The 23,073-nt window shown below is 67.7% G+C and carries 22 protein-coding genes; 10 read left to right on the forward strand and 12 right to left on the reverse strand.

Annotated elements, in window-relative coordinates:
- Positions 1 to 75: 75 nt before the first annotated feature.
- Positions 76 to 600 (forward strand): hypothetical protein, encoded by a 525-nt coding sequence (locus ACH438_RS12165; protein ID WP_397004190.1) that lies wholly within the window; start codon positions 76 to 78, stop codon positions 598 to 600.
- On the opposite strand, the gene ACH438_RS12170 is transcribed toward ACH438_RS12165, so the two are convergent.
- Positions 584 to 2,023 (reverse strand): NDP-hexose 2,3-dehydratase family protein, encoded by a 1,440-nt coding sequence (locus tag ACH438_RS12170; RefSeq protein ID WP_397004192.1) that lies wholly within the window; start codon positions 2,021 to 2,023, stop codon positions 584 to 586. The two genes, ACH438_RS12165 and ACH438_RS12170, sit on opposite strands and share 17 nt — an antisense overlap.
- A 194-nt stretch (positions 2,024 to 2,217) precedes the next feature.
- Between ACH438_RS12170 and ACH438_RS12175 the strand changes: the two genes are divergently transcribed.
- Both ACH438_RS12175 and ACH438_RS12180 read left to right on the forward strand, forming a co-directional pair.
- Positions 2,218 to 3,837: an FAD-dependent oxidoreductase gene (locus tag ACH438_RS12175; protein ID WP_397004194.1), complete on the forward strand. Its 1,620-nt coding sequence runs from the start codon at positions 2,218 to 2,220 to the stop codon at positions 3,835 to 3,837.
- Between the two features lie 5 nt (positions 3,838 to 3,842).
- On the forward strand, positions 3,843 to 4,598 hold the full coding sequence (locus ACH438_RS12180) for an SDR family NAD(P)-dependent oxidoreductase (protein WP_397004196.1): 756 nt from the start codon (positions 3,843 to 3,845) through the stop codon (positions 4,596 to 4,598).
- Positions 4,599 to 4,668: 70 nt separating this feature from the next.
- Here ACH438_RS12180 and ACH438_RS12185 read toward each other — a convergent pair whose 3' ends face one another.
- The 3 genes from ACH438_RS12185 to ACH438_RS12195 are packed head-to-tail and all read right to left on the reverse strand — an operon-like array spanning position 4,669 to position 7,460.
- Positions 4,669 to 4,926, reverse strand: a complete 258-nt coding sequence (locus ACH438_RS12185; RefSeq protein ID WP_397004198.1) for an acyl carrier protein — start codon at positions 4,924 to 4,926, stop codon at positions 4,669 to 4,671.
- A gap of 54 nt (positions 4,927 to 4,980) precedes the next feature.
- Entirely contained in the window at positions 4,981 to 6,195 is a 1,215-nt protein-coding gene (locus ACH438_RS12190; protein ID WP_397004200.1) for a ketosynthase chain-length factor, read from the reverse strand.
- Positions 6,192 to 7,460, reverse strand: a complete 1,269-nt coding sequence (locus ACH438_RS12195) for a beta-ketoacyl-[acyl-carrier-protein] synthase family protein (RefSeq protein ID WP_397004202.1) — start codon at positions 7,458 to 7,460, stop codon at positions 6,192 to 6,194. Before ACH438_RS12195 ends, ACH438_RS12190 begins: the two co-directional genes overlap by 4 nt.
- Positions 7,461 to 7,882: 422 nt before the next feature.
- On the opposite strand from ACH438_RS12195, the gene ACH438_RS12200 reads away from it, so the two are divergent.
- The 6 genes from ACH438_RS12200 to ACH438_RS12225 are packed head-to-tail and all read left to right on the forward strand — an operon-like array spanning position 7,883 to position 13,267.
- The gene (locus ACH438_RS12200) at positions 7,883 to 8,641 is read left to right on the forward strand and encodes a BTAD domain-containing putative transcriptional regulator (protein ID WP_397004204.1); all 759 of its coding nucleotides are present in this window, start codon (positions 7,883 to 7,885) and stop codon (positions 8,639 to 8,641) included.
- Between the two features lie 45 nt (positions 8,642 to 8,686).
- Positions 8,687 to 9,943 (forward strand): FAD-dependent monooxygenase, encoded by a 1,257-nt coding sequence (locus ACH438_RS12205; RefSeq protein ID WP_397004206.1) that lies wholly within the window; start codon positions 8,687 to 8,689, stop codon positions 9,941 to 9,943.
- A complete protein-coding gene (locus tag ACH438_RS12210) occupies positions 9,934 to 10,704 on the forward strand; it encodes a cyclase family protein (protein ID WP_397004208.1) in 771 nt (256 codons plus the stop codon). Before ACH438_RS12205 ends, ACH438_RS12210 begins: the two co-directional genes overlap by 10 nt.
- A gap of 38 nt (positions 10,705 to 10,742) precedes the next feature.
- Positions 10,743 to 11,819, forward strand: coding sequence for a glucose-1-phosphate thymidylyltransferase (locus tag ACH438_RS12215; protein WP_397004210.1), 1,077 nt, complete (start codon positions 10,743 to 10,745; stop codon positions 11,817 to 11,819).
- An 11-nt stretch (positions 11,820 to 11,830) separates the two neighbouring features.
- Positions 11,831 to 12,292, forward strand: coding sequence for a nuclear transport factor 2 family protein (locus tag ACH438_RS12220; protein ID WP_397004212.1), 462 nt, complete (start codon positions 11,831 to 11,833; stop codon positions 12,290 to 12,292).
- 15 nt (positions 12,293 to 12,307) lie between these two features.
- The gene (locus ACH438_RS12225) at positions 12,308 to 13,267 is read left to right on the forward strand and encodes an SRPBCC family protein (RefSeq protein WP_397004214.1); all 960 of its coding nucleotides are present in this window, start codon (positions 12,308 to 12,310) and stop codon (positions 13,265 to 13,267) included.
- Positions 13,268 to 13,333: 66 nt separating this feature from the next.
- Here the strand turns inward: ACH438_RS12225 and ACH438_RS12230 are convergent, their stop codons facing one another.
- From ACH438_RS12230 to ACH438_RS12260, 7 genes are all read right to left on the reverse strand, one after another.
- Positions 13,334 to 14,356 (reverse strand): methyltransferase, encoded by a 1,023-nt coding sequence (locus ACH438_RS12230; protein WP_397004216.1) that lies wholly within the window; start codon positions 14,354 to 14,356, stop codon positions 13,334 to 13,336.
- Positions 14,353 to 15,405, reverse strand: coding sequence for a class I SAM-dependent methyltransferase (locus ACH438_RS12235; protein WP_397004218.1), 1,053 nt, complete (start codon positions 15,403 to 15,405; stop codon positions 14,353 to 14,355). Before ACH438_RS12235 ends, ACH438_RS12230 begins: the two co-directional genes overlap by 4 nt.
- Positions 15,406 to 15,412: 7 nt before the next feature.
- Positions 15,413 to 16,606, reverse strand: a complete 1,194-nt coding sequence (locus ACH438_RS12240; protein ID WP_397004220.1) for a nucleotide disphospho-sugar-binding domain-containing protein — start codon at positions 16,604 to 16,606, stop codon at positions 15,413 to 15,415.
- Position 16,607: 1 nt separating this feature from the next.
- The gene (locus ACH438_RS12245) at positions 16,608 to 17,327 is read right to left on the reverse strand and encodes a TetR/AcrR family transcriptional regulator C-terminal domain-containing protein (protein ID WP_397004222.1); all 720 of its coding nucleotides are present in this window, start codon (positions 17,325 to 17,327) and stop codon (positions 16,608 to 16,610) included.
- The gene (locus ACH438_RS12250; RefSeq protein WP_397004224.1) at positions 17,324 to 18,514 is read right to left on the reverse strand and encodes a nucleotide disphospho-sugar-binding domain-containing protein; all 1,191 of its coding nucleotides are present in this window, start codon (positions 18,512 to 18,514) and stop codon (positions 17,324 to 17,326) included. The genes ACH438_RS12245 and ACH438_RS12250 overlap by 4 nt, the downstream gene beginning before the upstream one ends.
- A 10-nt stretch (positions 18,515 to 18,524) precedes the next feature.
- Positions 18,525 to 19,736, reverse strand: coding sequence for a nucleotide disphospho-sugar-binding domain-containing protein (locus ACH438_RS12255; protein ID WP_397004226.1), 1,212 nt, complete (start codon positions 19,734 to 19,736; stop codon positions 18,525 to 18,527).
- Between the two features lie 61 nt (positions 19,737 to 19,797).
- Complete coding sequence (locus ACH438_RS12260) at positions 19,798 to 20,787, reverse strand: aldo/keto reductase (protein ID WP_397004228.1); 990 nt, start codon at positions 20,785 to 20,787, stop codon at positions 19,798 to 19,800.
- Positions 20,788 to 20,895: 108 nt separating this feature from the next.
- On the opposite strand from ACH438_RS12260, the gene ACH438_RS12265 reads away from it, so the two are divergent.
- Complete coding sequence (locus ACH438_RS12265) at positions 20,896 to 21,861, forward strand: Gfo/Idh/MocA family protein (protein WP_397004230.1); 966 nt, start codon at positions 20,896 to 20,898, stop codon at positions 21,859 to 21,861.
- A 4-nt stretch (positions 21,862 to 21,865) separates the two neighbouring features.
- Here the strand turns inward: ACH438_RS12265 and ACH438_RS12270 are convergent, their stop codons facing one another.
- Positions 21,866 to 23,002, reverse strand: coding sequence for a glycosyltransferase (locus ACH438_RS12270; protein WP_397004232.1), 1,137 nt, complete (start codon positions 23,000 to 23,002; stop codon positions 21,866 to 21,868).
- Positions 23,003 to 23,073: the final 71 nt, after the last annotated feature.

The following is a 23,073-nucleotide window of genomic DNA, read 5'->3' on the forward strand; positions in this document are numbered from 1 at the left end:
CCGGATTCATTCGCGCGCAAGCAGGTCTACCGCTGGTCGAGCGGTTCTCGACCCCGCGGTGCCATTCTTCGTCGGGTGATATTCAGCAAATCCCGTCAGGTACATGATGTCCGATCGTGGCGATCCGTCTGGAACACGAACTATTCAGCGGAAGCCGGATACCCCGACAGCCCGGAACTCGACCGGCTGCGCGGGCTGATCACCGCGCAGGCCGCGGAAACCGAGCAGGTACTCGGCTTGGCAGTGCGAATTCTCGATGCCACAGCCGATCTCACCAGGCCGGCGGAGAGTCTGCTCGACCAGCTCCGGCAGCTCGTCCCGGACTCCGGCGTGGCGCTCGCCGACGATCTGACACTGATCGGGAAAGCGCTGGCGCGCCGCAGTTTTGCCGTACACGCGGCGGCGGCACCGATCCCGGACTGGCCGGACTACGGCGGGGGCGCGGTGCTGTGGCAGCCAGTGGTCAGCACCGTGGACGATCGCCTCTACACCGACGACGACCTGCACCGCGACTTCACGATCCAGGTCGAGGCGACCGGCGCGGCGGTCCGGATCCTCCGGATACTCGTGACGCGCACGATCGCTACCACAGCGCATTGAGACAGGCGATCAGGCTGCGCGCCTGCACATTCAGATAATGGCTGTGCTCGAGCAATCCGGTCAACTGCCCGATCGTCATCCACCGATAGTCCGCCGGGATGTCCGGCTCCCGATCGATCTCCACGATCACATAGCGGTTCTGCGCCCGGAAGAACCGGCCGCCCTCCTCGGATTGGATTGCGTCGTAACGGATCTGCTGCGGCACCGCGCGCAGCACCGCATCGAGGAAGGGCGGCCGGTGTTCCGCGGGCCAGTCGGCGTAGTTCTCCGGCGCGCACTGCACGGTGGGCGCCAACTCGACGATATCGAGGAATCCCGGCTCGACCCGGGCGTGCGCCAGCACGTGCAGGACTCCGGAGAACCGTTTGACCAGAAAGGCGATCAGGCCGATGCTCTGCGGTTCGAAGAACGGCTGGGTCCACTCCACGACCTCCCGGCGACCGGCGCGCACCGCGGCGGCGATCACACTGAAGTACTTCCCGGAATCGTGGACGATCGCGTGATCCGTCCGATGCCAGTCCCGGATGTCCCGCAACGGCATCGGAATCGCGGACGTGATGTCCCGGGATTTGATGTCGGTGAACCAGCTCATCACCTCGGTGGTCGTGTGCAGTGCGCCGGCGTCCAGCGCCAGCGAACGCGCCAGCGCGAATTGGAACGGATCAACGGTGTGTTGTGCCAGCACCTCCGAGCACTGCTCGAACGGGATGCACGCGAACACGGTCCGAAGATCCATGTTCATCATGTTGTCGGCGGCCGCGATACGGCGCAGGTGCCCGAGCGCTATCCACCGATAACCCGGGGCAACCGGCACCGGCCCGGTCACCTCGACGACCATGTTGCGATTCCGCTTCCGGTAGAACCACGCGCCCTGTTCGGATTGCAGCACGTCGACCAGGACGTGGGCCCGCCTCGAATCGGTGAAGTACTCCAGATACGGCACGGACTCACCGCCGTGCGCACCGGTATAGTTGCTCCGGGTGGCCTGTACGGTCGGGGACACCTGGATCGCATTGATGTTCCCCGGCTCGGCCTTCGCCTGCACCAGGCAATGCAGCACGCCGTCGAATTCCTTGACCAGCAGCCCGAGTATGCCGACCTCGGGCTGATTGATGATCGGCTGGGTCCACTCCAAACCCGGGCCGCCCGGCGACCGCACCCGCAACCCCTGCACGCTGAAGAAGCGGCCGGTGTCGTGTACGAGATTGCCCGTCTCCCAGTGGAATTCCCATTTTCGCAGGCTGGTGAACGGCACCCGTTCGACCTCGAAGACGGTATTCGAGCTCAGCTCGTCCCACCACCGCGCGAATTCGGCGGCCGAGGACGTCTCGGTCTCGATGATGCTCGCCGAATTCGCCAACCGGATCCGGTCGCCGGCATCGTGCCCGGGCCGCAGCAGGCGGGGCGGTATCGCCTGGGACACCCAGCACCTCCTTGTATCGAGAATCGTCACGCCCGGCAAGCATCGACCCGTCTACTCGAATCACGCTCGAGGACAGCCGATCTCACCGATGTACCGCCATTCCAGCCCCGTCCGAGAGCCGGCACGCAGCCTGGGACTCCGAGGTGCGCATCGTGCGCGACGCGTGCCGGACCCGATACGACGGAGGTAAGGCCATGCCCGCGGAAGCAGACGTACTCGTTGTCGGCGCCGGACCGGTGGGGCTCACGCTGGCCCATGAGCTGTGCCGCCACGGCGTGCGAGTCCGGCTGATCGACGCCGCCGACGGCCCCGCCACCACCAGCCGGGCGATCGCCACCCATCCACGCACCCTGGAAACCTTCGACCAGATGGGGCTGGTGCACCGAATCATCGCGCGCGGCCAGGTGATCAGCGGCTTCACCGTGTATCAGGAAGGCCGCAAGCTGATCCGACTGGACGCCGACTATCGCACGATGCCGACCCGCTTCCCGTTCACGGTGGCCGTCGAGCAGACGGCCACCGAAGCCGTCCTGCGGGAAGCGCTCGCGGAGCGGAACATCGCGCCGGAATGGGGTGTCCGGCTGGACACCATCCGCTCCGGCGCCGACCGGGTCACGGCACAACTCACCCATCGCGACGGTACCGTCGAGCACTACTCGACACCCTGGCTGGTCGGCTGCGACGGCGGCCACAGCACCGTCCGCAAGACGCTCGGCGTTCCGTTGACCGGTCGCGCCAACCAGACCTGGCTGCTCGCCGACGCACCGCTGGACACCGACCTCCCCCGCGACAGTATCTACTGGGTGCGGACCGAAGAGGCCACAGTGATGGCGGTCCCGCTGCGCACCGAGGGTCGGTGGCGGCTGCTCGACACCGCCGACACCGACAGCGATCCACGAGCCGTCCGGGATCGATTCTCCCGCAAGCTCTCCCGCGGCACCGGGACAGTGGTGCGGGTCGGCGAGCCGGCCTGGATCTCGGTCTTCACCGCCCAGCAGCGGATGGTGTCGAGGATGCGCGTGGGCCGGTGTCTGCTCGCCGGCGATGCCGCGCATGTCCACAGTCCGGCCTCCGGGCAGGGCATGAACACCGGCATCCAGGAGGCCGTGAACCTCGCCTGGAAACTCGCCATGGTGGTGCACCGGGCGGCGCGGCCCGAATTGCTCGACACCTATTCCGAGGAGCGGGTGCCGATCGGCCGGAAGCTGCTCGGATCGGCCAAGCGGGCAACCAATTTCGTGGAACTGCGCTCCCCCGTCGCGGATCGGGTGCTGCCCGTCATGTTCCGGGCGGTCCGCACCTTCCCACCGCTCCGCCGCCGATTGCAGGCCAAGATCCTTGGCGGAATCTCCGGGCTGCAGCTCAGCTACCGGGACAGCGGCCTGACCACCTCCACCGGGCAGCACGCGAATCCCGTTCCCGGGCAACGCTTCGCGCAGGTCGGCGGTCAGCACGCGTGCTCGCCCGGATGGGCCTCGGTGCTGCGGGAGCTGCGGGACCCGCGCTGGCTGCTGCTCGCGGCCCCGGGACCGGACGGCAGCAACCTCGGCTTCCTGAACCCGGTCGCCGACGACCACCGGTCCTGGCTCGCGGTCCGCGTGGTCGCACGCACCGACGGCCGATCCGGCATCGCCGACACCATCGCCGATCCGGACGGGGTGCTGACCCAGACGACCGGGCTGAGCCGCGGCGGCTGGCTGCTGGTCCGCCCGGACGGCTACGTCGCCGCCCGCGGATCGCACGCGCACCCGGACGCCATCGACCGGGCCCTCGCCGACGTGCCGCTGGCCGGGCTCGGCGCAGGAAAGGCCTGAGCACCATGGATTTCGGATTTCACGAACGCCGCGTCCTGGTCACCGGCGCGACCGGCGGCATCGGATCGGCCGTGGCCCGGGCCTTCTCCGCCGAGGGCGCCAGGGTCGCGCTCACCTACCGCACCCAGCGCGACACCGCCGAACAACTGGCCGCCGAACTGGGCGGCGGGGCCGACCGCGCCATGGCCGTGCGCTACGCACTCGACGAACCGGACTCCCCGGAATCGGCGGTACACGCCATCGAACAGCGCTGGGGCGGGGTGGACATCCTGGTCGCCAATGCGGTGCACCGCCTGCCCCGCCGGGGCGCGGATGCGCATTTCGAACAGGTGCCACCCGAGTCCTGGCGTAGCTTCGTCACCGACAATCTGGCGGGCACCCTCGGCACGGTATCTGCGGTGCTGCCCGGCATGCGCGAACGTCGCTGGGGCAGAATAGTACTGGTTTCCTCGCATGTGGTCCGCGACGGCCAGCGCGGTCAGGAGTTCTACGCCGCGGTGAAATCCGCGCTGCACGGCTTCGCCCGCAGCCTGGCCTGGGATACCGGCCCCTACGGCATTCCGGTCAACGTACTGTGCCCCGGATTGACCACCACCCCAGGCGTTTTGGCGAACCTACCGGCGACGGTGCTGGAGCGGGAACTGGCCGGAACGCCCAGCGGCCGGCTCAGCACCCCGGAGGAGATGGCCGACGCCGTGCTCCTGCTCGCTTCGAACGCCAACCTGACCGGCGAAGCGATCACCGTTTCCGGCGGTCGCTGAGCCCGCTGTCGCGGCAACTCCGCGCACGGCCCCCGGCCCGGAACATCCGGACCGGGGGCCGCTGACCGCTTCAGGCCTCCGCTACCTGCCGCTCCCGCACCGCGTCCAGGAATGCCCGCGGCGTCGCGAGATCGAAGACGACCTCATCCGACAATGCCACCCCGAATTCCTGATCGAGTTTGGTCGCGGCCTCGAGCATGACTACCGAGTCGTAGCCGAGATCGCGGAATGTCGCACCGTCGAGGTCCGTGCCCGGGGGCATCGCATCGGGTTCCCCCGCGCACTCCCGGATGATCCGCCACAGATCCGCAATGGTGAACTGTCGCATGACTTCTCCCTCCTGAACTGATATATCGGGGCGCGGCGACAGGCGGGTGGCGGCTCAGCGCCCCAACACCGCCGCCGCATTGAAACCCCCGTGTCCCCTGGCCAGCACCAGGGCGTTGCGGAGCACCGATGCCCGGGGCTCCCCCGTGACCAGGTCGATCCCATAGCCGGGGGCCGGACGATCGACGTTCGGCGTCGGCGGGATCACCTGATCGCGCAACGACAGCAATGCGGTCACCACATCGACCGCGCCGGCTCCGGCCGACAACCGCCCGGTGCCGGCCTTGGGCGCCGTCACGGGAACACCACTCGGCCCGAAAACCGTTGCCAGCGCGTCTGCTTCGACCCGATCATGTTCCGGGACACCCGAGGCATCGGCGAATACGACATCGATATCGTCCGGCCCGATCCCGGCGTCGGCGAGCGCACGATCGATGGCACGCCGCAGGTTCGGCGGCCGCCCGGAAACCGGGGCCGGGTCGAAGGCCGTGCCGAACCCGGTCAGCTCGCCATAGCGCCGGCGCGCACCCCGGAGTTCCGCGGACTCGGCATTCTCCGTGATCAGCAGCGCGCCCCCTTCCCCGGGGATCGAACCGGAAGCCTCCTCGGAGAAGGGCAGGTACGCACGATCAGGATCGGTGCCGAAACTCAAACCGCCGCCGGCGATCTGGGCGATCCAGCCCCACGGGCACAGATTGCTGTCGACACCGCCTGCGAGAACCAACCGGCAGTCGCGCCGCAGATGCCGGCGGGCCTGCGCGAGTGCGTCCAGCCCGCCCGCCTGCTCGCTCACCACCACCCCGCTGGGTCCGCGCATGCCGTGGCGAATCGAGATCTGCCCCGTGTTGACCGCGTAGAACCAGGCGTACGACTGATACGCGCTGACGAACCGGTTGCCACGGCCCCACAACTTCTGCAGCTCGCGCTGCCCGAATTCGAATCCGCCTGCGGAACTCGCGGTGACCACGCCCATTTCGAACTCCGGCAGCGTCTGCGGGTCCACGCCGGCATCGGCCAGCGCCCACTCGGCCGCGACGAGCGCGAGCCGGGTCATGTGGTCGGTCTGTGGCAGATACCGGCCCGGCAGTTCCGCGGCCGGATCGATGCCGGTGACCGCACCGCACAGCTGCACCGAGTAACTGTCCGTATCGAACCGCTCCACCGGCGCTATCGCGGAGCGCCCGGCCAGTGTCGCCGACCAGAATTCGTCCACCCCGACCCCGGTCGGCGTGAGCACGCCGATTCCGGTGACCACCATCCGATCCGTCATGCCGCCGCCCGGTCCGGAGCGACCAGCACGATCGCGCTCTGAAAGCCGCCGAAGCCGCTGCCGACGCTGAGTATCGTGTTCAGCTGCTGCGCCCGCGCTTGCAGGGGAACATAGTCCAGATCGCATTCCGGGGACGGCTCCAGCAGATTCGCGGTCGGTGGTACCACCGAATGCTCGATAGCCAGTGCGCACGCGGCCATTTCGATCGAGCCGATGGCGCCGAGCGAGTGCCCGATCATGGATTTGATGGAGCTGACCGGCGTCCGGTAGGCGTGCGAGCCCAGACTCGCCTTGAACGCCGACGTCTCGTGGTGGTCGTTCTGTTTGGTGCCCGATCCGTGCGCATTGATGTAGTCGACGGCCGTCGGATCCAGTCTGGCCTCGTCGAGGGCGCTGGTGATCGCCGCGGCCATCTCCCGGCCGTCCGGGCGCAGGCCGGTCATATGAAAGGCATTGCTGCGCGAGGCCGCTCCGACGATCTCGGCGTAGATGTGCGCGCCCCTGGCCCGCGCCCGGTGCCACTCCTCGAGTACCAGAAAGGCGGCCCCCTCACCGAGTACGAATCCGTTGCGGCGCCGATCGAACGGACGGCTGGCATGTTCCGGATCGTCGTTGCTCGGTGTGGTGGCGCGCAATGAGTCGAAGCACGCCACCGTGATCGGCGAGATCGGCGCATCGGCGCCGCCGGCTAGGACCACCTCGGCGGAGCCCTCCATGATCAGATCCCGCGCATGCTTGATGGAATCCAGTCCCGAGGTGCATCCGGTGGAAATCAGAGCGACCGGGCCTTCGGCGCCGAGATCCCTGGCGACCTCGATCGCCATCGAGCTGGGCACCAGATAATCGAAGAGGTGCGGCACCGCGTACCCCTGATTCACGAGCCAGTGCGCACCCCCGTCGCTGACGACCGCGTACTCACGTTCCAGGCTCATGGTGCAGCCGACCGCGCTGCCGAGGCTGACGCCGAGATCCTCCGGCGCGATGTCATCGGCCTCCAATCCACTGTCCTGCCATGCCTCCCGGGCCGAGACCAGGGCGAACTGGGCGGCGCGATCCATTCTGCGGATCTGCTGCGGCGTCAGGCCTTGCGCCACCGGGTCGAAATCGCATTCGGCCGCGACCTGCGACCGATAGGCACCCGGGTCGAAAAACGAAATCCTGCGAGTTGCCGTGACACCCGAGGACAGCAGTTCGAGAAACGACTTCGCACCGATACCGCCGGGGGCGATCACACCGACACCTGTTATTACGACCCGCCGTCTCATGTAATTCTTCCTACCTGTCCGGACATCGGCAGTTCCTCGGGCAAGTTTCGGGGCCCGGACTCGCAGGTCGTTCAAGCCACGGTCGAGTGCGATCGAGCGCCCGATAAGTTACCTGGAACGTAGCCGGAACGCGGCTCTACCCACACTCCAGCAACAATACAGAAACCTTCATTCATTTCTCGAGCGAACCTTGACCGTGCATTCGAGCCGTGATATCTTGCCGAAGGGGTTATATTTTTGCTTGGTAGCATCTCGAATAGCAGTATTCGGTTCGGAAGCATCCCCACAAGGGGTATTACGACGCTGGTCAGAAATGCGGGAATACAAGCTCACGCATTTCGATCCGGCACACGGCATTCGGCGAGAGAGCAGACATGAATATCCGCGATGACTTGGACATGAAAATCTCCGTCCTAGGGTCGATGCATCTGACGAGCAACAACCGCAAATTCACGCTGAGCGCGTACAAACCGCGCCAAGTATTGGCCCTCCTTCTCCTCAATCCGAATCGCCCGGTAGCGGTCGAGAAACTGATGGAGGAATTATGGGGAGGAAATCCGCCACGCAGTTCCATGACAACGATACAAACCTATATTCTGCTTTTACGTAAATTTCTTACCACATCGCTGCAGATCAGCTCGGAACAGGTGGCCAAGACCATTCTCGTCACCGAGCCCGCCGGCTATACGTTTCAGATACGTCCCGGGCAGCTCGATCTGCACGATTTCAACGATCTCTCACTCCGCGGCCGCCGGGCGATGTCCGAGGGCCGGATCGCCGAGGCCGCCGACCTGCTGCGTCAGGCCCTGTGCCTGTGGCGTGGCCACCCGCTCGCCGACGTCCCGGTCGGCCAGGTGCTCCAACCGAAGGTCCGCGGCCTGGAAGAAGCCCGGCTGGTCGCCCTCGAACAGCGCATCGACGCCGACCTGCGACTCGGCCGCCACCGGGAAGTACTGGCCGAACTCGCCGAACTCACCGGAGAGCATCTGTTCGACGAGAAGCTGCACGGGCACCTCATGGTCGCCCTCTATCGGGCCGGTCGCCGGCTGGAAGCGCTGGACATCTTCCGACGGCTCCGGACTCGCATGATCGACGAGGTCGGGCTCGAACCGTCGAGCATGCTGTACCGGGTCCAGCAGGCGGTCCTGGCGGATTCCGGCATCGAGTATCTGTCGGTCTGACTCACCTTCGAGTCGCAGTCGAGGGGGCTGCCGACAATCGATAGGGTGACGACGTCGAATACGAATCGGATCGACGCGGAATTCTGTATCGTCGGAGCCGGGCCCGCCGGGCTGACGCTGGCCCTGCTGCTGTTACGGTCGGGGGCGAGCGTCGCGCTGGTGGAACGAAGCCGTTCCTTCGTGCGTGAATTCCGTGGGGAGATCCTGCAGCCCGGTGGACTGGCCGTGCTGGATGAAATCGGTGTGCTGGACCGGGTGATCGGCACAGGCGCGCACCGACTCTCCGGCTTTCGGATGACGGCCGAGGGAAGAACGATGATGGAAGTCGATTATCGTCGCGTACCGGGACCCTACAAATACCTGCTGAGCATTCCGCAACAACAACTCCTGCAGGAATTGCTCACGCAGTGTCGCCGGTACGAGGAATTCGCCTACATCGACGGCAGCCACCCCGACGAACTGCGGACCGATACCGGCCGGATCACCGGAATCCAGGTCGGCGGCGCGGCCGGATCCCTGGAGGTCCGGACGCCTTGTGTAATCGGGGCCGACGGCCGGCATTCCAAGATCCGCCGCCTCGCGGCGATCGAATACGACCGCTCGGACATATCCGGCCATGATCTGCTGTGGTTCCGCATTCCGGCCACGGAAGCGGAACCGGATACGGTGCGTATAATCAATTCCGCCGGTAGCGCGGTCGTCATTCATCGTTCTTATCCGAACATGGTCCAGATAGGCTGGGCGATGCCGCGCGGACAATATCGGGAATTCGCGGTGCAAGGGCCGGCGGAAATAAGACGGCGAGTCGCCCGTGCACTCCCCGGCTACGCCGATGCCATCGATGCCGAGATCACCGATCTCGGCCGGATGACACTGCTCGACGTCTTCGCGGGACGAGCGCGGCAGTGGGTCGCCGACGGCATCGTGCTGGTCGGCGATGCGGCGCACACCCACGGCCCACTCGGCGCGCAGGGCATCAACCTGGCCCTGCAGGATGCCGCGGTCCTGCATCCCATCCTGCTGGAGGCCCGGCGGCGCAACGACTTCGGCGCCGGAACCCTGTCCGCGTTTCCGGCCCGCCGCACTCCGGAAGTCGATCGCATCATGAGATTCCAAGGCGTGCAGAGCCGGACCATGTTTTCCCAGGGACGACTGGCCGCCACGGTGCGCGCCGGCGTGCTCGGATTGATAAGGCGCACACCTGTATTCCCCCGGATATCGCACCGTATCGCCTACGGCGACCCGGATATTCATGTTCGCACCGATCTGTTCACGGCCGACCGGAGAAACCCATGCGCCTGATCGATCTGTCGAGCCCCATCGACACCAATCAGTGGGAGCCCGAAGATATTTCGCACACCATCCTCACGCCTGCGGAAGGCGCCCGGCACATGCGCGACGAGATGCGCCGGCACTTCGATCTCGACTTCACCCCGGAACTCCTGCCCGACGGAGAGCTGCTGTCCATCGACACGCTCACACTGACCACGCACACCGGCACTCACGTCGATGCGCCCGCGCACTACGGCAGTCGGGGGCCCACCGGCGCGCCCATGACGATCGACGAGGTGCCGCTGCACTGGTTCTATGCCGCGGCAGTCCGGCTGGACCTGCGGCACTGCCCTGTCGGAACGGTCGACGCCGCCGAACTCCGTGCGGAGTTCCACCGCATCGGGTACCGGCCTTCCGCGCTCGACATGGTGCTGCTGCACACCGGAGCGGCCGACCTGAACGGCACACCCAAGTATTTTACCGACTTCACCGGCCTGGATGGCAGCGCGGTCGAACTGCTCCTGGACCTCGGCGTCCGGGTCATCGGCACCGACGCCTTCAGCCTGGACGCACCGTTCACCTGGATGATCCGCGAGTACCAGCGCACCGGCCGCCGGGACCTGCTCTGGCCCGCGCATTTCGCGGGACGACGACGACCGTACTGCCAGATCGAACGGCTGACCAATCTCGAATCCCTGCCCGCGCCACACGGATTCCGCGTCAGCGCCTTCCCGGTCAAGATCGCCCGAGCCGGGGCGGGCTGGGCGCGGGTGGTCGCCATCATCGAGTGATCGCCGCCCCGGTGGTCGCCGGATTGCAAAGGGACACAATGAAAGCCTTGGTTCTCTCGGGCGGCTCCGGCACCCGACTACGCCCGATCACCCACACATCGGCGAAACAGCTCGTTCCGGTGGCCAACAAACCAGTCCTCATGTACGGGCTGGAATCCATTGCCGACGCGGGGATCACCGATGTCGGCATCGTCGTCGGCACCACCTCCCGGGAGATCGTCGAGGCGGTGGGCGACGGCAGCGATTTCGGCCTGACCGTCACCTACATCCGGCAACCGGAACCACTCGGGCTGGCCCACGCCGTGCTCATCGCCCGGGACTTCCTCGGTGACGACGATTTCGTGATGTACCTCGGCGACAACTTCATCGTCGGCGGCATCGTGCCCATCGTGAAGGAGTTCGAGGCGAACCGGCCCGACGCGCAGATCCTGTTGACCCGGGTATCGGATCCGAAGTCGTTCGGTGTGGCCGAACTCGACGAGCACGGCAAGGTGCTGCGGTTGGAGGAGAAACCACAGTCGCCGCGCAGCGATCTCGCCCTGGTGGGCGTCTACATCTTCACGGCCCGGGTGCACACCGCGGTACGGCGGATCCAGCCCTCCGGCCGCGGTGAACTCGAGATCACCGACGCCATCCAATGGCTGGTCGACAACGACTGCGCGGTACAGGCCACCCCGATCTCGGGCTACTGGAAGGACACCGGCAATGTCGCCGACATGCTCGAGGTCAACCGCCTCGTGCTGGAGACGCTGCCCGGCGGGCTGGCCGGCCGGATCGACGCCGAGTCCGAAATCGTCGGCCGGGTAACGGTGTCGGCCGGGGCGGAGATCTCCGGGTCGCGCATTGTCGGCCCGGTCATCATCGGTGCCGGCGTCCGCATCGTGAACTCCTATATCGGCCCGTTCACCTCCATTGCGGAGGACTGCCGCATCGTGGACAGCGAAATCGAATTCTCGATCATCCTCCGCGGCTCCTCCATCGAGGGGGTTCGCCGGATCGAATCCTCGCTGATCGGGCGAAACGTGGAGGTCACCCCCAGCCCGCGCGCACCGCGCGCCCATCGCTTCGTACTCGGCGACCACAGCCGGGTGCAGATCAGCTCCGACCACGGATGAGAGGAAAACACGTGCTGGACCAACACATTCGAAACGGAACGCCGGTCACGTTCGGCGAACTCTACGCCGAGGTGATGCAGTTCTACGCCGAGCACATGCATCTACTGGACTCCGGCGCCGCCACGGAATGGGCGGAAACCTTCTGTGCGGATGGGACTTTCGATGTGCCCACGCTGCCCGCTCCGGTGCAGGGCAGGGCGGCGCTGGCCGCGGCCATCCGGCACGCCGCCGAGCAGCAGGCGAAAGCGGGTGAGGTACACCGCCATTGGCACGGCATGGTGGCCATCACCCCGCACGACGACGGCACACTCGCGGTGCGCTGTTACGCCCTCGTGTTCGCCACTGCACGAGGCGGTGACACCCGGCTGCATCGGGCCTGCGTCTGCGAGGACGTGCTGACCCGCACCGAAGGCGCACTGCGCGTCCGCTCTCGCCGCGTCACCCGCGACGACGGCTTCACCCTCCCGAGCTGAAAGAACGGTCTACCCATGAGCACACTTCCGGCCGCCCCCGAGGTCATCGAGCACACGATCGTCGTCACCGCCGCCCCCGAGACCCTTTTCGACCTGATCGCCGAGGTCGAGCGCTGGCCGCAGTTCCACGAGCCGTCGGTCTATGCCGATCGCCCGGTACGCAGCCATAACGCGGATGTCGTCCGGCACTGGCTGCTTTCCGGCGAACAGGTCGACCTGTTGCTCTCCCATCGAATTCTCGATCGGCCGCGACTGCGGATCGAGCAGCATCGGCTCGATCCGCGTCCGCCGCTGGTGGATTCGACGGTGATCTGGACCGTGGAGCCGCTCTCCGAGACCGAGTCGCGGATCCGGTTGCGTCACGAATTCGGTTCCTCGGCAGCCGATTTCACCGCGCAGTTCGCCGAACGAATCCAGCGGAGCGGCCCGCGGCAACTGGCCGCGATAGCCGATGCCGCGCGCCCCGAAGCCCGCGGTGAGCTCCTGCTCTCCTTCACGGATCCGCTGTTCATCGGTGGCTCGGTCGACGACGCGTACGCCTTCCTCTACGAAGCGGACAAGTGGCCGGAGCGGGTCGAGCACGTCAACGGTCTCGAGATGACCGAAGACATTCCCGGCGTGCAGTTCTTCGATATGGACACCCATACGCCGGACGGCGCGGCACACACCACCCGATCGGTCCGGCTGTGCTTTCCACGGCAGCTCATCGTGTACAAACAGATTCAGCTGCCCAAGCTGCTCGATGCCCATACCGGGCACTGGCTGTTCACGACCGCCCCGGAGGGCGTCGTCGCCGAGGCCCGGCACACGGTCGTGATCAAACCGGCGGCCCTGTCCCTGCTCGGTCCCGATGCCACGGTGGCGGACGCGCGGCGGTATCTGCGCCGGGTTCTCAGCGGCAACAGCCTGAACACTTTGCGTCACGCCAAGGAATTCACCGAACTCCGCACGGGGCTCGCCCGCCGGCAGCCCTGACCGCACACGAACCGGGCCCGAATCCTGTCGCAGGATTCGGGCCCGGTCGTATTCCGGGTTAGGCCCTCAGACGTCGAGACGGTGAGCGATCAGCAGCCGGTCCCGGGTGATGGTCTGCAACGGGATCACCCGATCCACCCGGAATCCCGCCTGTTCCACCCAGATCCGGCAGTCCTCCCCGGAGTATTCGGAACCGCCGTCCCGGATCATGGAACAGATGAGGCTCTGCACGTGGCCGTGCGGATCCGCGGCGTCCGTCTCGAGCATGGCGTCGTAGATCAGCAGCGCGCCCCCCGGCTGGACCGCGGCAGCGATGCCCTCGAGGATCCGCCGGCGCGACTCGACGGGCCAATCGTGCAGCACGTGTCCGAGGATCGCCACCTCCGTCGGCGGCAGCGGATCGTGAAAGAAGTCGCCACCATGGAAGTCGACCTGGTCGGCGGTGCCGAGCCGCCGCATATGTTCGTCGAACAGCGGACGCACGCCGGGCAGGTCGAAGACCGCCGCGCGCAGGTGCGGATGCTCCGCGACCAGCGCGGCCGCGATATTCCCCCGTGCCCCGCCGACATCCAGCACCTTCGTATAGTTCCGCCAGTCCAGCGCCCGCACCAGGTCGTCCGCGACGAAACCGTTGAAGGTATCCATATGCGACAGGAAACGCCGCGCACGCTCGAGGTCGCGTTGCTCGTCCTGGACCGCCCCGGCCAGCGTGGATCGATCCGACTTGGCATGTCCGTCCCGCAGCGCCTCGGTCAATCGCTGCCACAGCGGGTAGTGCACGGCCCCGTGCTGTGCGACGGCGCCGCCCAGATAGGCCGGGCTGCCCGGTACCAGGAAGGCCGTCGCAGCGGCGCTGTTCCCGTAGCCACGCTCGGTGCGCACCAGCAGATCCAGGCCGACGAGCGCGTCCAGCCAATCCGGGACCAGGGCCGGATGCAGGCCCAGCGCGGCACAGATGCCGGCGACCTCGCGCGGTCCCGCCGCCAGCAGTTCGAACAGGCCCACATCGACCGCGCTGTGCAGCACCCGCGCCCGGGCGTAGGCCTGACTCAGCAGGATGATCTCACGGGCAGCTGAAACCTCGGTCATGGCAAGTCTTTCCGACGTGAGTCTTGTTCGCGCTCGGCAAGGAGCAGGCGCAGCGGTATCGCGGGCAGCGTGTGTACCGTCGGCGCGGTGAAACCACTGGCGGTGAGCATGGCGCAGTAGTCATCGAGGGAATGTGATTCGCCACCGTGCGTCCACGCCAGCATCAGCGCGGAGAACAGATGCGGCACCGGATCGGCCCGGGGCGCCTCGCGATCGGCGGTGATCGCGACGATGCCGATCAGGCCGCCGGGCTTCGTGACGGACGCGAGCCGACGCAGCATCACAGTCGCCCGTTCCGCCGAGAAGTGGTGCAGCACATTGGTGATGAGCGTCAGGTCGTAGGGCCCCGCCAGATCGACCGTGAACATATCGCCCGGGGTGAACTCGACCCGCTCGGCGACACCGAGCTCCCGGGCATGCGCCGCCGCGACACCGAGGACGTCCTGCCAGTCCACCGAGCGAATTCGAGCCGTCGGAAACCGTTGCGCCACACCGAATCCGTACAGGCCGTGACCACACGCCACATCCAGCACATCGAACCACCCGGCGGCGGATACCCGCGGCGCCACCGTGTCGGCGAGCAGTCCGGCCACGAATGCGGTGTGCGCGGTGGGATTTCGGGCCAGATCGGTCCAGAACGGATAGTCGGGCAGCTCGGCGTGCTGGTCGAGCACCGTCCCACCCTGCCGGACGGAGTCGGCCAACCGTCCAAGCGCTTCCCACTCGTAATCGCTCGCGGTGAGTTCGATTGCGGCCCCGAAGTATCCAGCACTGGTACTGACCAGTAGCTCGGTGGCGCCGGCGGCCAGGCGATAGCGGCTGTCCGCGGTGTGCAGCATCCCGATGGCAACCAGTGAGTCGAGCAGAATACGCGTGCCACGCGCATCCAGATCGTGCCCCGCAGCGATGTCCGCCGCCGTTGCCGGACCCGCCGCCATCGAATCGAAGACGCGGAGTTTGATCGCGGCGCGCAGGATCGCGACACGGCGCACGGTCTGTGTCAGTTGCAGCAGATCCAGTTCGGTGATCCGCATTTCATCCTCGATCACGACATTCTCATCTCTGCACGGTGGCCGGGGACGCCGCGGTCAGCGCACACAGCTGCCCGGCCACGTCGATGGGACTGGGCTGGGCCAGAATTTCGCCCCGGAGCCGATCGGCGCCGGCCCGGTAGCCCGGATCGGCCAGCAGATCGTGCACAGCGCGGCGGATGTCCGCGGGCGTGATCTCTTCCCCGGAGAGGTGGATACCCGCGCCGGTGCCCGCGAAGGCCATCGCCACATTCGCCTGATCGGGCAGATGGGTGATGGCCAGCTGCCGGACCCCGTAGCGGGCGGCGGTCAGTGTGCTGCCCGCCCCGCCCTGATGCACGATGACATCGCAGGTGGGCAGCAGCATGTGCAGCGGCGCGGACTCGTGAACCCGAACATTGTCCGCGACCGAGCCGAGCATCGCCCGCTGCGTCGCGTCCACCGCCACCACGATCTCGGCGTCGAGCCCGGAGAGGGCCGAAATGATCTGCGGCAGCAGGAAAGCCGCCGAACCGATGATCCGGGTCACCGACATGCCCCAGGTCAGGCAGATGCGCGGCCTTCCGCTGCGCGGCGGCAGCCGATCGCTCAGCACACCGGTTCCGTTGTACGGCACGAATTGCACGTGGATGCGCCGATCCGACGGGGGCGGCTCCATGCTCGGCGGGCACGGATCCACGGTGCGCAGCGCCGGATCGCCTTCGACTCGCACGCCACGCCGCTCGAAAGGCTCGTAGAAACCAGGCAATTGGGGCAGCAGTTGCTCGGCGCCGGCCGAGCCGAGGAAGTCCGGCGCCCACAGGTGCCGGATACCGGGCACGCCGAGCACCGCGGCGGCGACCAGACCGCCCGGGCACATGGGATCGCAGAGCACGATATCGGGCCGCCAGGCCTTGGCGAAGTCGACGAGGGGGTCGACGTTGGCGGTGGTGGCCGCTCGCCAGGCGTCGAAAACCTGGTCCGCGCCGTCGTTCTCGCCATCGGCGGGTGGCGGCGCCCCGGCTTTGCGCTCGAACGGCAGGGTGCGTTTCCGGATCGCCACCAGATCGATGTCGGGGCCGACACGGGCCGCGGCCATGCCGGACCGGGCGATCAGCTCCGCCATCGAGGGCTGGCTGACCACGATCACCTCGTGGCCGGCGGCCCGGAAGGCCCAGGCCGTGGGCACGGTCATGAAGTAGTGTGTCGGCCACGGCGACGTGGCGAAGAGCACGCGCATCTCATCTCCCTTGTCCCAGGCGCACGGCCAGCCCGTCCAGCAGGCATTCCAGCGTGATCTCGAAGGCTTCGTCGTCCCCCGCGTGCGGCGCTCCGGCCGCCAGGAAGCCGCCGACCCGCGGATGGTCGCCGGCAGCGACGATGTCCTGCAGAAAACCGCTGATCGGTTCGTGCAGCTGGTCGGCCGGCTCGCGCTGGTAGAGCCGATTCCAGGATTCACGCTCCTGCAACCGGGCCAGCGTCGGGCCGTAGCCGAGGCCGGTGACCATACCGGCGTACAGCGCGAGTCGCTGCGGATCCAGTCCGAGGCCGTCCAGGGCCGCGAAGGAGAATTCCAGCTGGCGCAAGGCATTCGGTGACAGCAGCGGGCGGGTGCTGGCCACCACGGCCAGCCACGGATGTGCCTTCAGCACGGCCCACAGCCGCCGGGCGTGCAGGCCGAGGTCGGCCCGCCAGTCACCGGACGGCTCCGTTGGCAGCTCGAGTTCCGCGAACGCGGCGTCCAGCAATAGGTCGGTCAGATCGGTCTCCCGCTCCAGACAGCCGTCCAGATCCTTTGCCGCCAGGTGCAATTCGGCGGCGATGCGGTCGACGGTGACCGCTTGCAAGCCCTCGGAATCGGCCAATCGAACTGCGGTGGAAGTGATTTCGGTGCGCAGCGCAGCGGCACCCCGGACCGACGGGTCCATCCGCTGCCACAACAGCCAACGAGTCTCGGTCATCGTATCCCTCCGTATGCGCCGGTGAGTTCGGCCAGGTCGCCGACGATCCGGTGCGGACCGGGCTGGGCGGCCATCTCCGATCGCAGCACGGCCGCGGCGGCGCCGTAGCCGGGCTCGTCCAGCAGTGCCCGCACGGCCGCCTGGATCTCCGCCGGCCCGGAATCCGAACCGGGCAAATGGATTCCGGCGCCGGTATCGGCGAGCACCCTCGCCACATGCGCCTGATCCGGCAGGAACGACACCGACAACTGCCGCAATCCGTATGTTGCCGCGGTAAGTACGCTCCCCGCTCCGCCCTGATGCAGGATCGCGGCGCAATCCGCCATCAGCATATGCAAGGGCGCACCGACGACGACGTGCACATTCGGCGCGGTGTCGCCGATCATCGCGCCCTGGTACTCGTCGACGGCGACCACGAGTTCGATATCCAGGGCCGCCAACGCGTCGATGAGCAGATTCTGCGCGCCGACGAAGTCGTTACCGAACGTCCGCGCCAGCGTGGTACCCCAGGTCAGGCACACCCGGGGACGGCCGTTGCCGCAGGGCGGCAACTCGGACGGAGCCAGGCCCGGACCGTTGTAGGGCACGTAGCGCATGTGCACGCGATTCGCGGCGGGCGGCGGCAGCAGACTGGGCGGGCAGGGATCCACCGTGCGGAGCGCCGGATCGCCCTCGGGGTGCAGGCCGAAACGCTCGTAGGGCTCATAGAACCCGGGTAGGTGCGGCAGTATCGCCTCGCCCGCGGCGGAACCGACGATCGGGTCCGGCGCGAGCTGATATCGAATGCCGGGTACGCCCAGCAGCTGGGCGGCGACCAGCCCGGCCGGGCACATGGGATCGGCGACGACCAGATCGGGCCGCCACTGCCGGGCCAGCGCCACCACGCCGTCCAGATTGGATTGCGTTGCCGCACGCCACAATTCCAGAATCTCCGGCGCGGGACCGCTGCCCAGTTCGCCCTCGTGTGCCTCGGCGGCCTGAAAGGCCAGGCTCTGCCGCCGGATGGCGACCAGATCGACGTCGGGCCCCGCGGGCGCGGTGGCGATACCCGAGCGGCGCACCACCTCGGTGAGCGACGGCTGCGTAGTCACCAGCACCTCGTGACCCGCGACCCGGAAGGCCCAGGCCAACGGGGCGACCGTGAAATAGTGGGATTGCCAGCCGGATACGCCGAACAGGACTCTCATCGCCGTCTCCTCACACCAGCTGTTCGAGGGATCCGACGACCTCGGCCGGCGTGGGCTGCCCCACGATTCCGGCCCGCACCTCCGCGCCGGCGGCCCGGTAGGACGGCTCGTTCAGCAGCACGGCCAGTTCCGCGCGCAGAATGTCCACGGCCGCCGCGCCCTCTGGTAGCTCGGCCGCCGCCAGATGACGTCCCGCTCCGGTGGCCGCCAATCGTGAACCGGTGAGTGCCGGTTCGGGCCGGCTGGTGATGCTCAGTTGCGACACCCCGTGCCGGGCCGCGGTCACCGTCGTCCCCGCGCCACCGTGATGGACCACTCCGGCGCAGCTGGGCAGCAGCAGCGTGAGCGGGAGATCCACCGCCGTGCGCACTCCCGCGGGCAGCACACCGAGCCGGTCGGCCAGCTGCTGCGTCACGGCCAGCACCACCTCCACCTCGAGGGTGGCGGCCGCCTCGATCACCTTGCGCACCAATTCGATCGGCGCGGTATCGAGCCGCACGGCGGTGCCACCCCAGGTCACGCAGACCCGGGGCCGTTCGACCGGCTCGAGCAGCCACTCCGGCAGCACGCCGGGCCCGTTGTACGGGACGTATTGCATCGGAAGACAGTGACCCGCAATGGCATAGCGCATCGCGGGCGGGCACGGATCGATCCAGGCATCCGGTACCACGCGGATCGCGGAGCCCCGGGCGGCGTACAGCGCGGCGTATTCGGGCAGCGGCTCGTCACCGAGGTCACGCATCTCGATGCGCTGCCACCCCGGCGCGCCCCACAGATGGCTCACACTCGGCACGCCCAGCACCGCGGCCGCCACCGGGCCCGCGAGGGTCACCGCGTCGTGCACGATCAGGTCCGGCCGCCAGTATCTGCCGAATTCGATCAGATCGTCGACCATCGATTCGGCCATGGCGACCTGCATCCGGCCCAGGTCCGCGATCAGCTCGCGCTGCCGCGCACCGAGCAGCTCGGGCCGGATCGGCCAATCCTCGGGCCAGCGCTCCTGGGTGTGCCAGGCCTTGCGCCGGCGATCGGTGGACATCCGGACGAGGTCGACGTCCTTGCCGACCGCGATCGCCGGCAACCCGGATTCGATGATCGTGTCCGTCAAGGCCGGCGTACTCGCCACCCGGACCTCGTGTCCCGCGGTCTGGCATGCCCACTCCAGCGGCACCATCGGAAAGTGGTGCGAATGCCAGGGGAACGTCGTGCACAATATGCGCATGATCGACCCGTCCTCTCTGCGAAAACTTGTGGTGCGCCGGGAATTCCGAGGCCCACGGCGGCTATGACAGCATCGGGTCGCGCCGGATGACGACCGGGTCGAGGATCTCGTCGATCCGGGCCATGAGATCCGCGTCCAGCTTGGTTCCGGCCGCCGCCGCGGTCTCCGGAATCTGTTCCGCGCGCGAGGAACCGATGATTGCCCCGGACACGCCGTCGCGCTGCAGAACCCACGCGACCGCCAGCTGGGCCAGGCTGCGCAGCCCTGCCTCCGCGGCGAGCGGCCGCAACCGCTCCACCCGATCGAGCACCTGCGCGTCCTCGAGCCAGCGCAGCATCAGCGGTGCCCGCCCGCCCTTGAGGTCGGTGGCCCGCGATCCCTCGGGATAGCCGACGCCGGAACGGTATTTCCCGGTCAGCACGCCCTGCTCCAGCGTGAAGTACGGCACCTGGCCGATACCGAATTCGGCGCAGGCCGGTATCACCTCGTGCTCGGGCACCCGCCACAGCATCGAATAGCGCGGCATGTGCACGACCAGTTGCAGGCCGAGATCGTCGGCGATCGGCTTCGCCTCCCGGATCCGCTCGACCGGCCATTCCGACAGTCCCGCATACAGAATCTTGCCCGAGCGGGTCAGATCGGCGAAGGCGCGCAGGCTTTCGGCCACCGGAGTGGTGGGGTCGTGCCGGTGCGCGATGTACACATCGAGGTGATCGACGCGCAAGCGGCGCAGGGAACCGTCGATCGAATCCATGATGTGCTTGCGCGACAGCCCCCAGCCGTTCGGGCCGCTCCCCGCCGGCATGCACACCTTGCTGCACAGCACGAGTTCCTCGCGTCGTTCCCCGGCCAGCGCGCGCCCCAGCAGGTTCTCCGAGCGGAACAGGCCGTAGATATCGGCCGTGTCGAAGGTGGTGATCCCGACCTCGCGAGCGGTGCGGATCGCGGATATGACCGCCTCGTCGGAGATCTCGTCCTGCGGATACAGCAGGTTGCCGTACACGATTTCGCTGATTCGCAGACCACTGCTGCCCAGTTGGCGAAATTCCATGGGTAAACCCTGGGCGGACCGGCTCGAACTGCACTCGAACCACGATCGATCCCGGCGCCCAGCGGAATTCGAGTCCGGCCCGACCCCGATACCGCAGGGTGCACGTCCATGACCCTTCGACTAGGGGTGCTCGGCTGCGCCGGCGTGGCATGGCGACGCACCCTCCCCTCCCTCGCCCGCCTGCCCGAACTGACGGTGGCCGCGATCGCGAGCCGCGATCCGGCCAAGGCGGCGGAGTTCACCCGGCGATTCGGCGGCGAAGCGGTATCGGGATACCGTGCGCTGCTGGACCGCCCCGACATCGACGCCGTCTACATCCCGCTGCCCGCCTCCCTGCACCCGGAATGGATCGACGCCGCCCTGCGGGCGGGACTGCACGTGCTCGTCGAGAAACCGCTCGCCACCACACAATCGGCCGCGAACGAGCTGGCGCTGTCCGCCGTGGCGCGCGACCGCGTATTGGTCGAGAACTTCGCATTCCTGCATCACCGGGCGCACGCGGAGGTCCGGGCGCTGCTGGCGGCCGGTGTGATCGGTGAACTCCGCGCATTCACCGCCGATTTCGCGTTTCCGCCGCTGCCGGCCGGCGATATCCGTTATCAGCCGGAACTCGCCGGCGGTGCGCTCTTCGACGCCGGGGTCTATCCGATCCGGGCTGCCCAGCTGTTCCTCGGCCCGGACCTCGAGGTCGCGGGTGCCACACTCACGATGTCACCCGAATACGGTGTCGATATCGCCGGCTCCGCGCTGCTGACGTCCCCGGTCGGCATCCCCGCGCAGTTGCACTTCGGCTTCGCGCATTCGTACCGCTGCGCCTACACGCTCTGGGGTGAACAGGGCCGGATCAGCGTGCACCGCGCCTTCACATTCCCGGATGACTTCACTCCCGTCGTGCGGATCATGCGGCACAGCGGAATCGAGGAGCGGACCCTCGCACCGGATGCGCAATTCACCAACGGCCTGGCCGCTTTCGCGCGCGCGATCCGGAATTCCGAGAAGACGGATGTGGATTCGATCGTACGGCAGGCGGCACTGGTCGAAGCCGTGGCGACCGCCGCCCGCCGCATCCGGTGAACCGTCAGACCAATTCCGCACTCCGCCGCGCGATCTCGGCGGGACTGGGCAATCCGCGCATCGCCGCCGCGAGCGCGCGTGACCGATCGCGGTATTCCGGTTCGGATATCACGCGCAGGCACGCCTCACGCACGCCGGCGGCGGTCACCTCCCCCGCCCCGATCCGGATGCCGGCCCCGCTCGCGGCCACCCGTTCCGCATTGTCGGGTGCGTCCGCGACCGGGGCGGCCAGCACCACCTGCGGGACGCCGTGTGCCAGTGCGGTCATCATGGCTCCGGAATTGCCGTAGTGCACCACCGCGGCGCATTCGGACAGCGCCTGGTCCAACGGAATCCGCCCGACCGCCCGTGCACCCGACGGGAACGGCCGCATGCCCGCGACCAGGTCCGGATCGATGCCGACGAGGAAATCCAGGCCACCGGCGGTCAATTCACGCATCAGAGCTTCCAGCAAGCCCAGCGCCTGTTCCGGATTCGCCCGCGGCAGCAGGGTTCCGAAGGTGAGGAAGATCAACGGCCGGCCATCGGCGTACCTGCGCGGGCGCTCGGCCGGACCGCTGAACGGCACGTACCGCATGGGCCGGCCCGGAACCGCGGCGGGGACATCGAATCCCGGCGGGCAGACGTCCAGTGTTACCCCGGGCCGCGGCAGCCGATCCAGGCCGAGGCGGCGAAGTTCCGGGACGAGCTCGGCCGCGGCCGCCTCCTCGAAGTACGGACTCGGCCGGACTCCCCAGCCGTGCTCGACCCATGGCACCTCGCGTTCCGCCGCCGCCAGCCGCCCGGCCATCTCCATCGGATCGCTGAGCACGCACTGCGGCTGCCATTCGGCGATCACCCGTCGCACCCCGTCGAGTCCGTCCGCGGCGAGCCGGCCCCATCCCCGCCCGCTGCGGCGCATTCGAGCCGGCTCGTAATAGTCGGCCGGCACCGGATTGCCCTGCCGGTCACGCGACATCGCCTGCGCGATATCGATACTCGGCAACCCCACCACCGGAAACCCACACGCGACGACCGCGGGCGCGAAGTAGTCGGGGGTGGCGACGAGCACATGATGCCCCTGGGTGCGCAAGGCCCACGACAGCGGCACCATCGGATAGAAGTGCCCCACCATCGGTCCGGTGGTCACAAGAATTCGCATGCGTCATGGGTACCGAACCCGCCCCGGGCGCGAGTCGAGTCCGGCTCGACCTTCGAGGCACCCTGCAGCCC

It is taken from the genome of Nocardia sp. NPDC020380, from assembly GCF_044386975.1.
In the GTDB taxonomy this organism is placed as follows: Bacteria; Actinomycetota; Actinomycetes; order Mycobacteriales; family Mycobacteriaceae; genus Nocardia.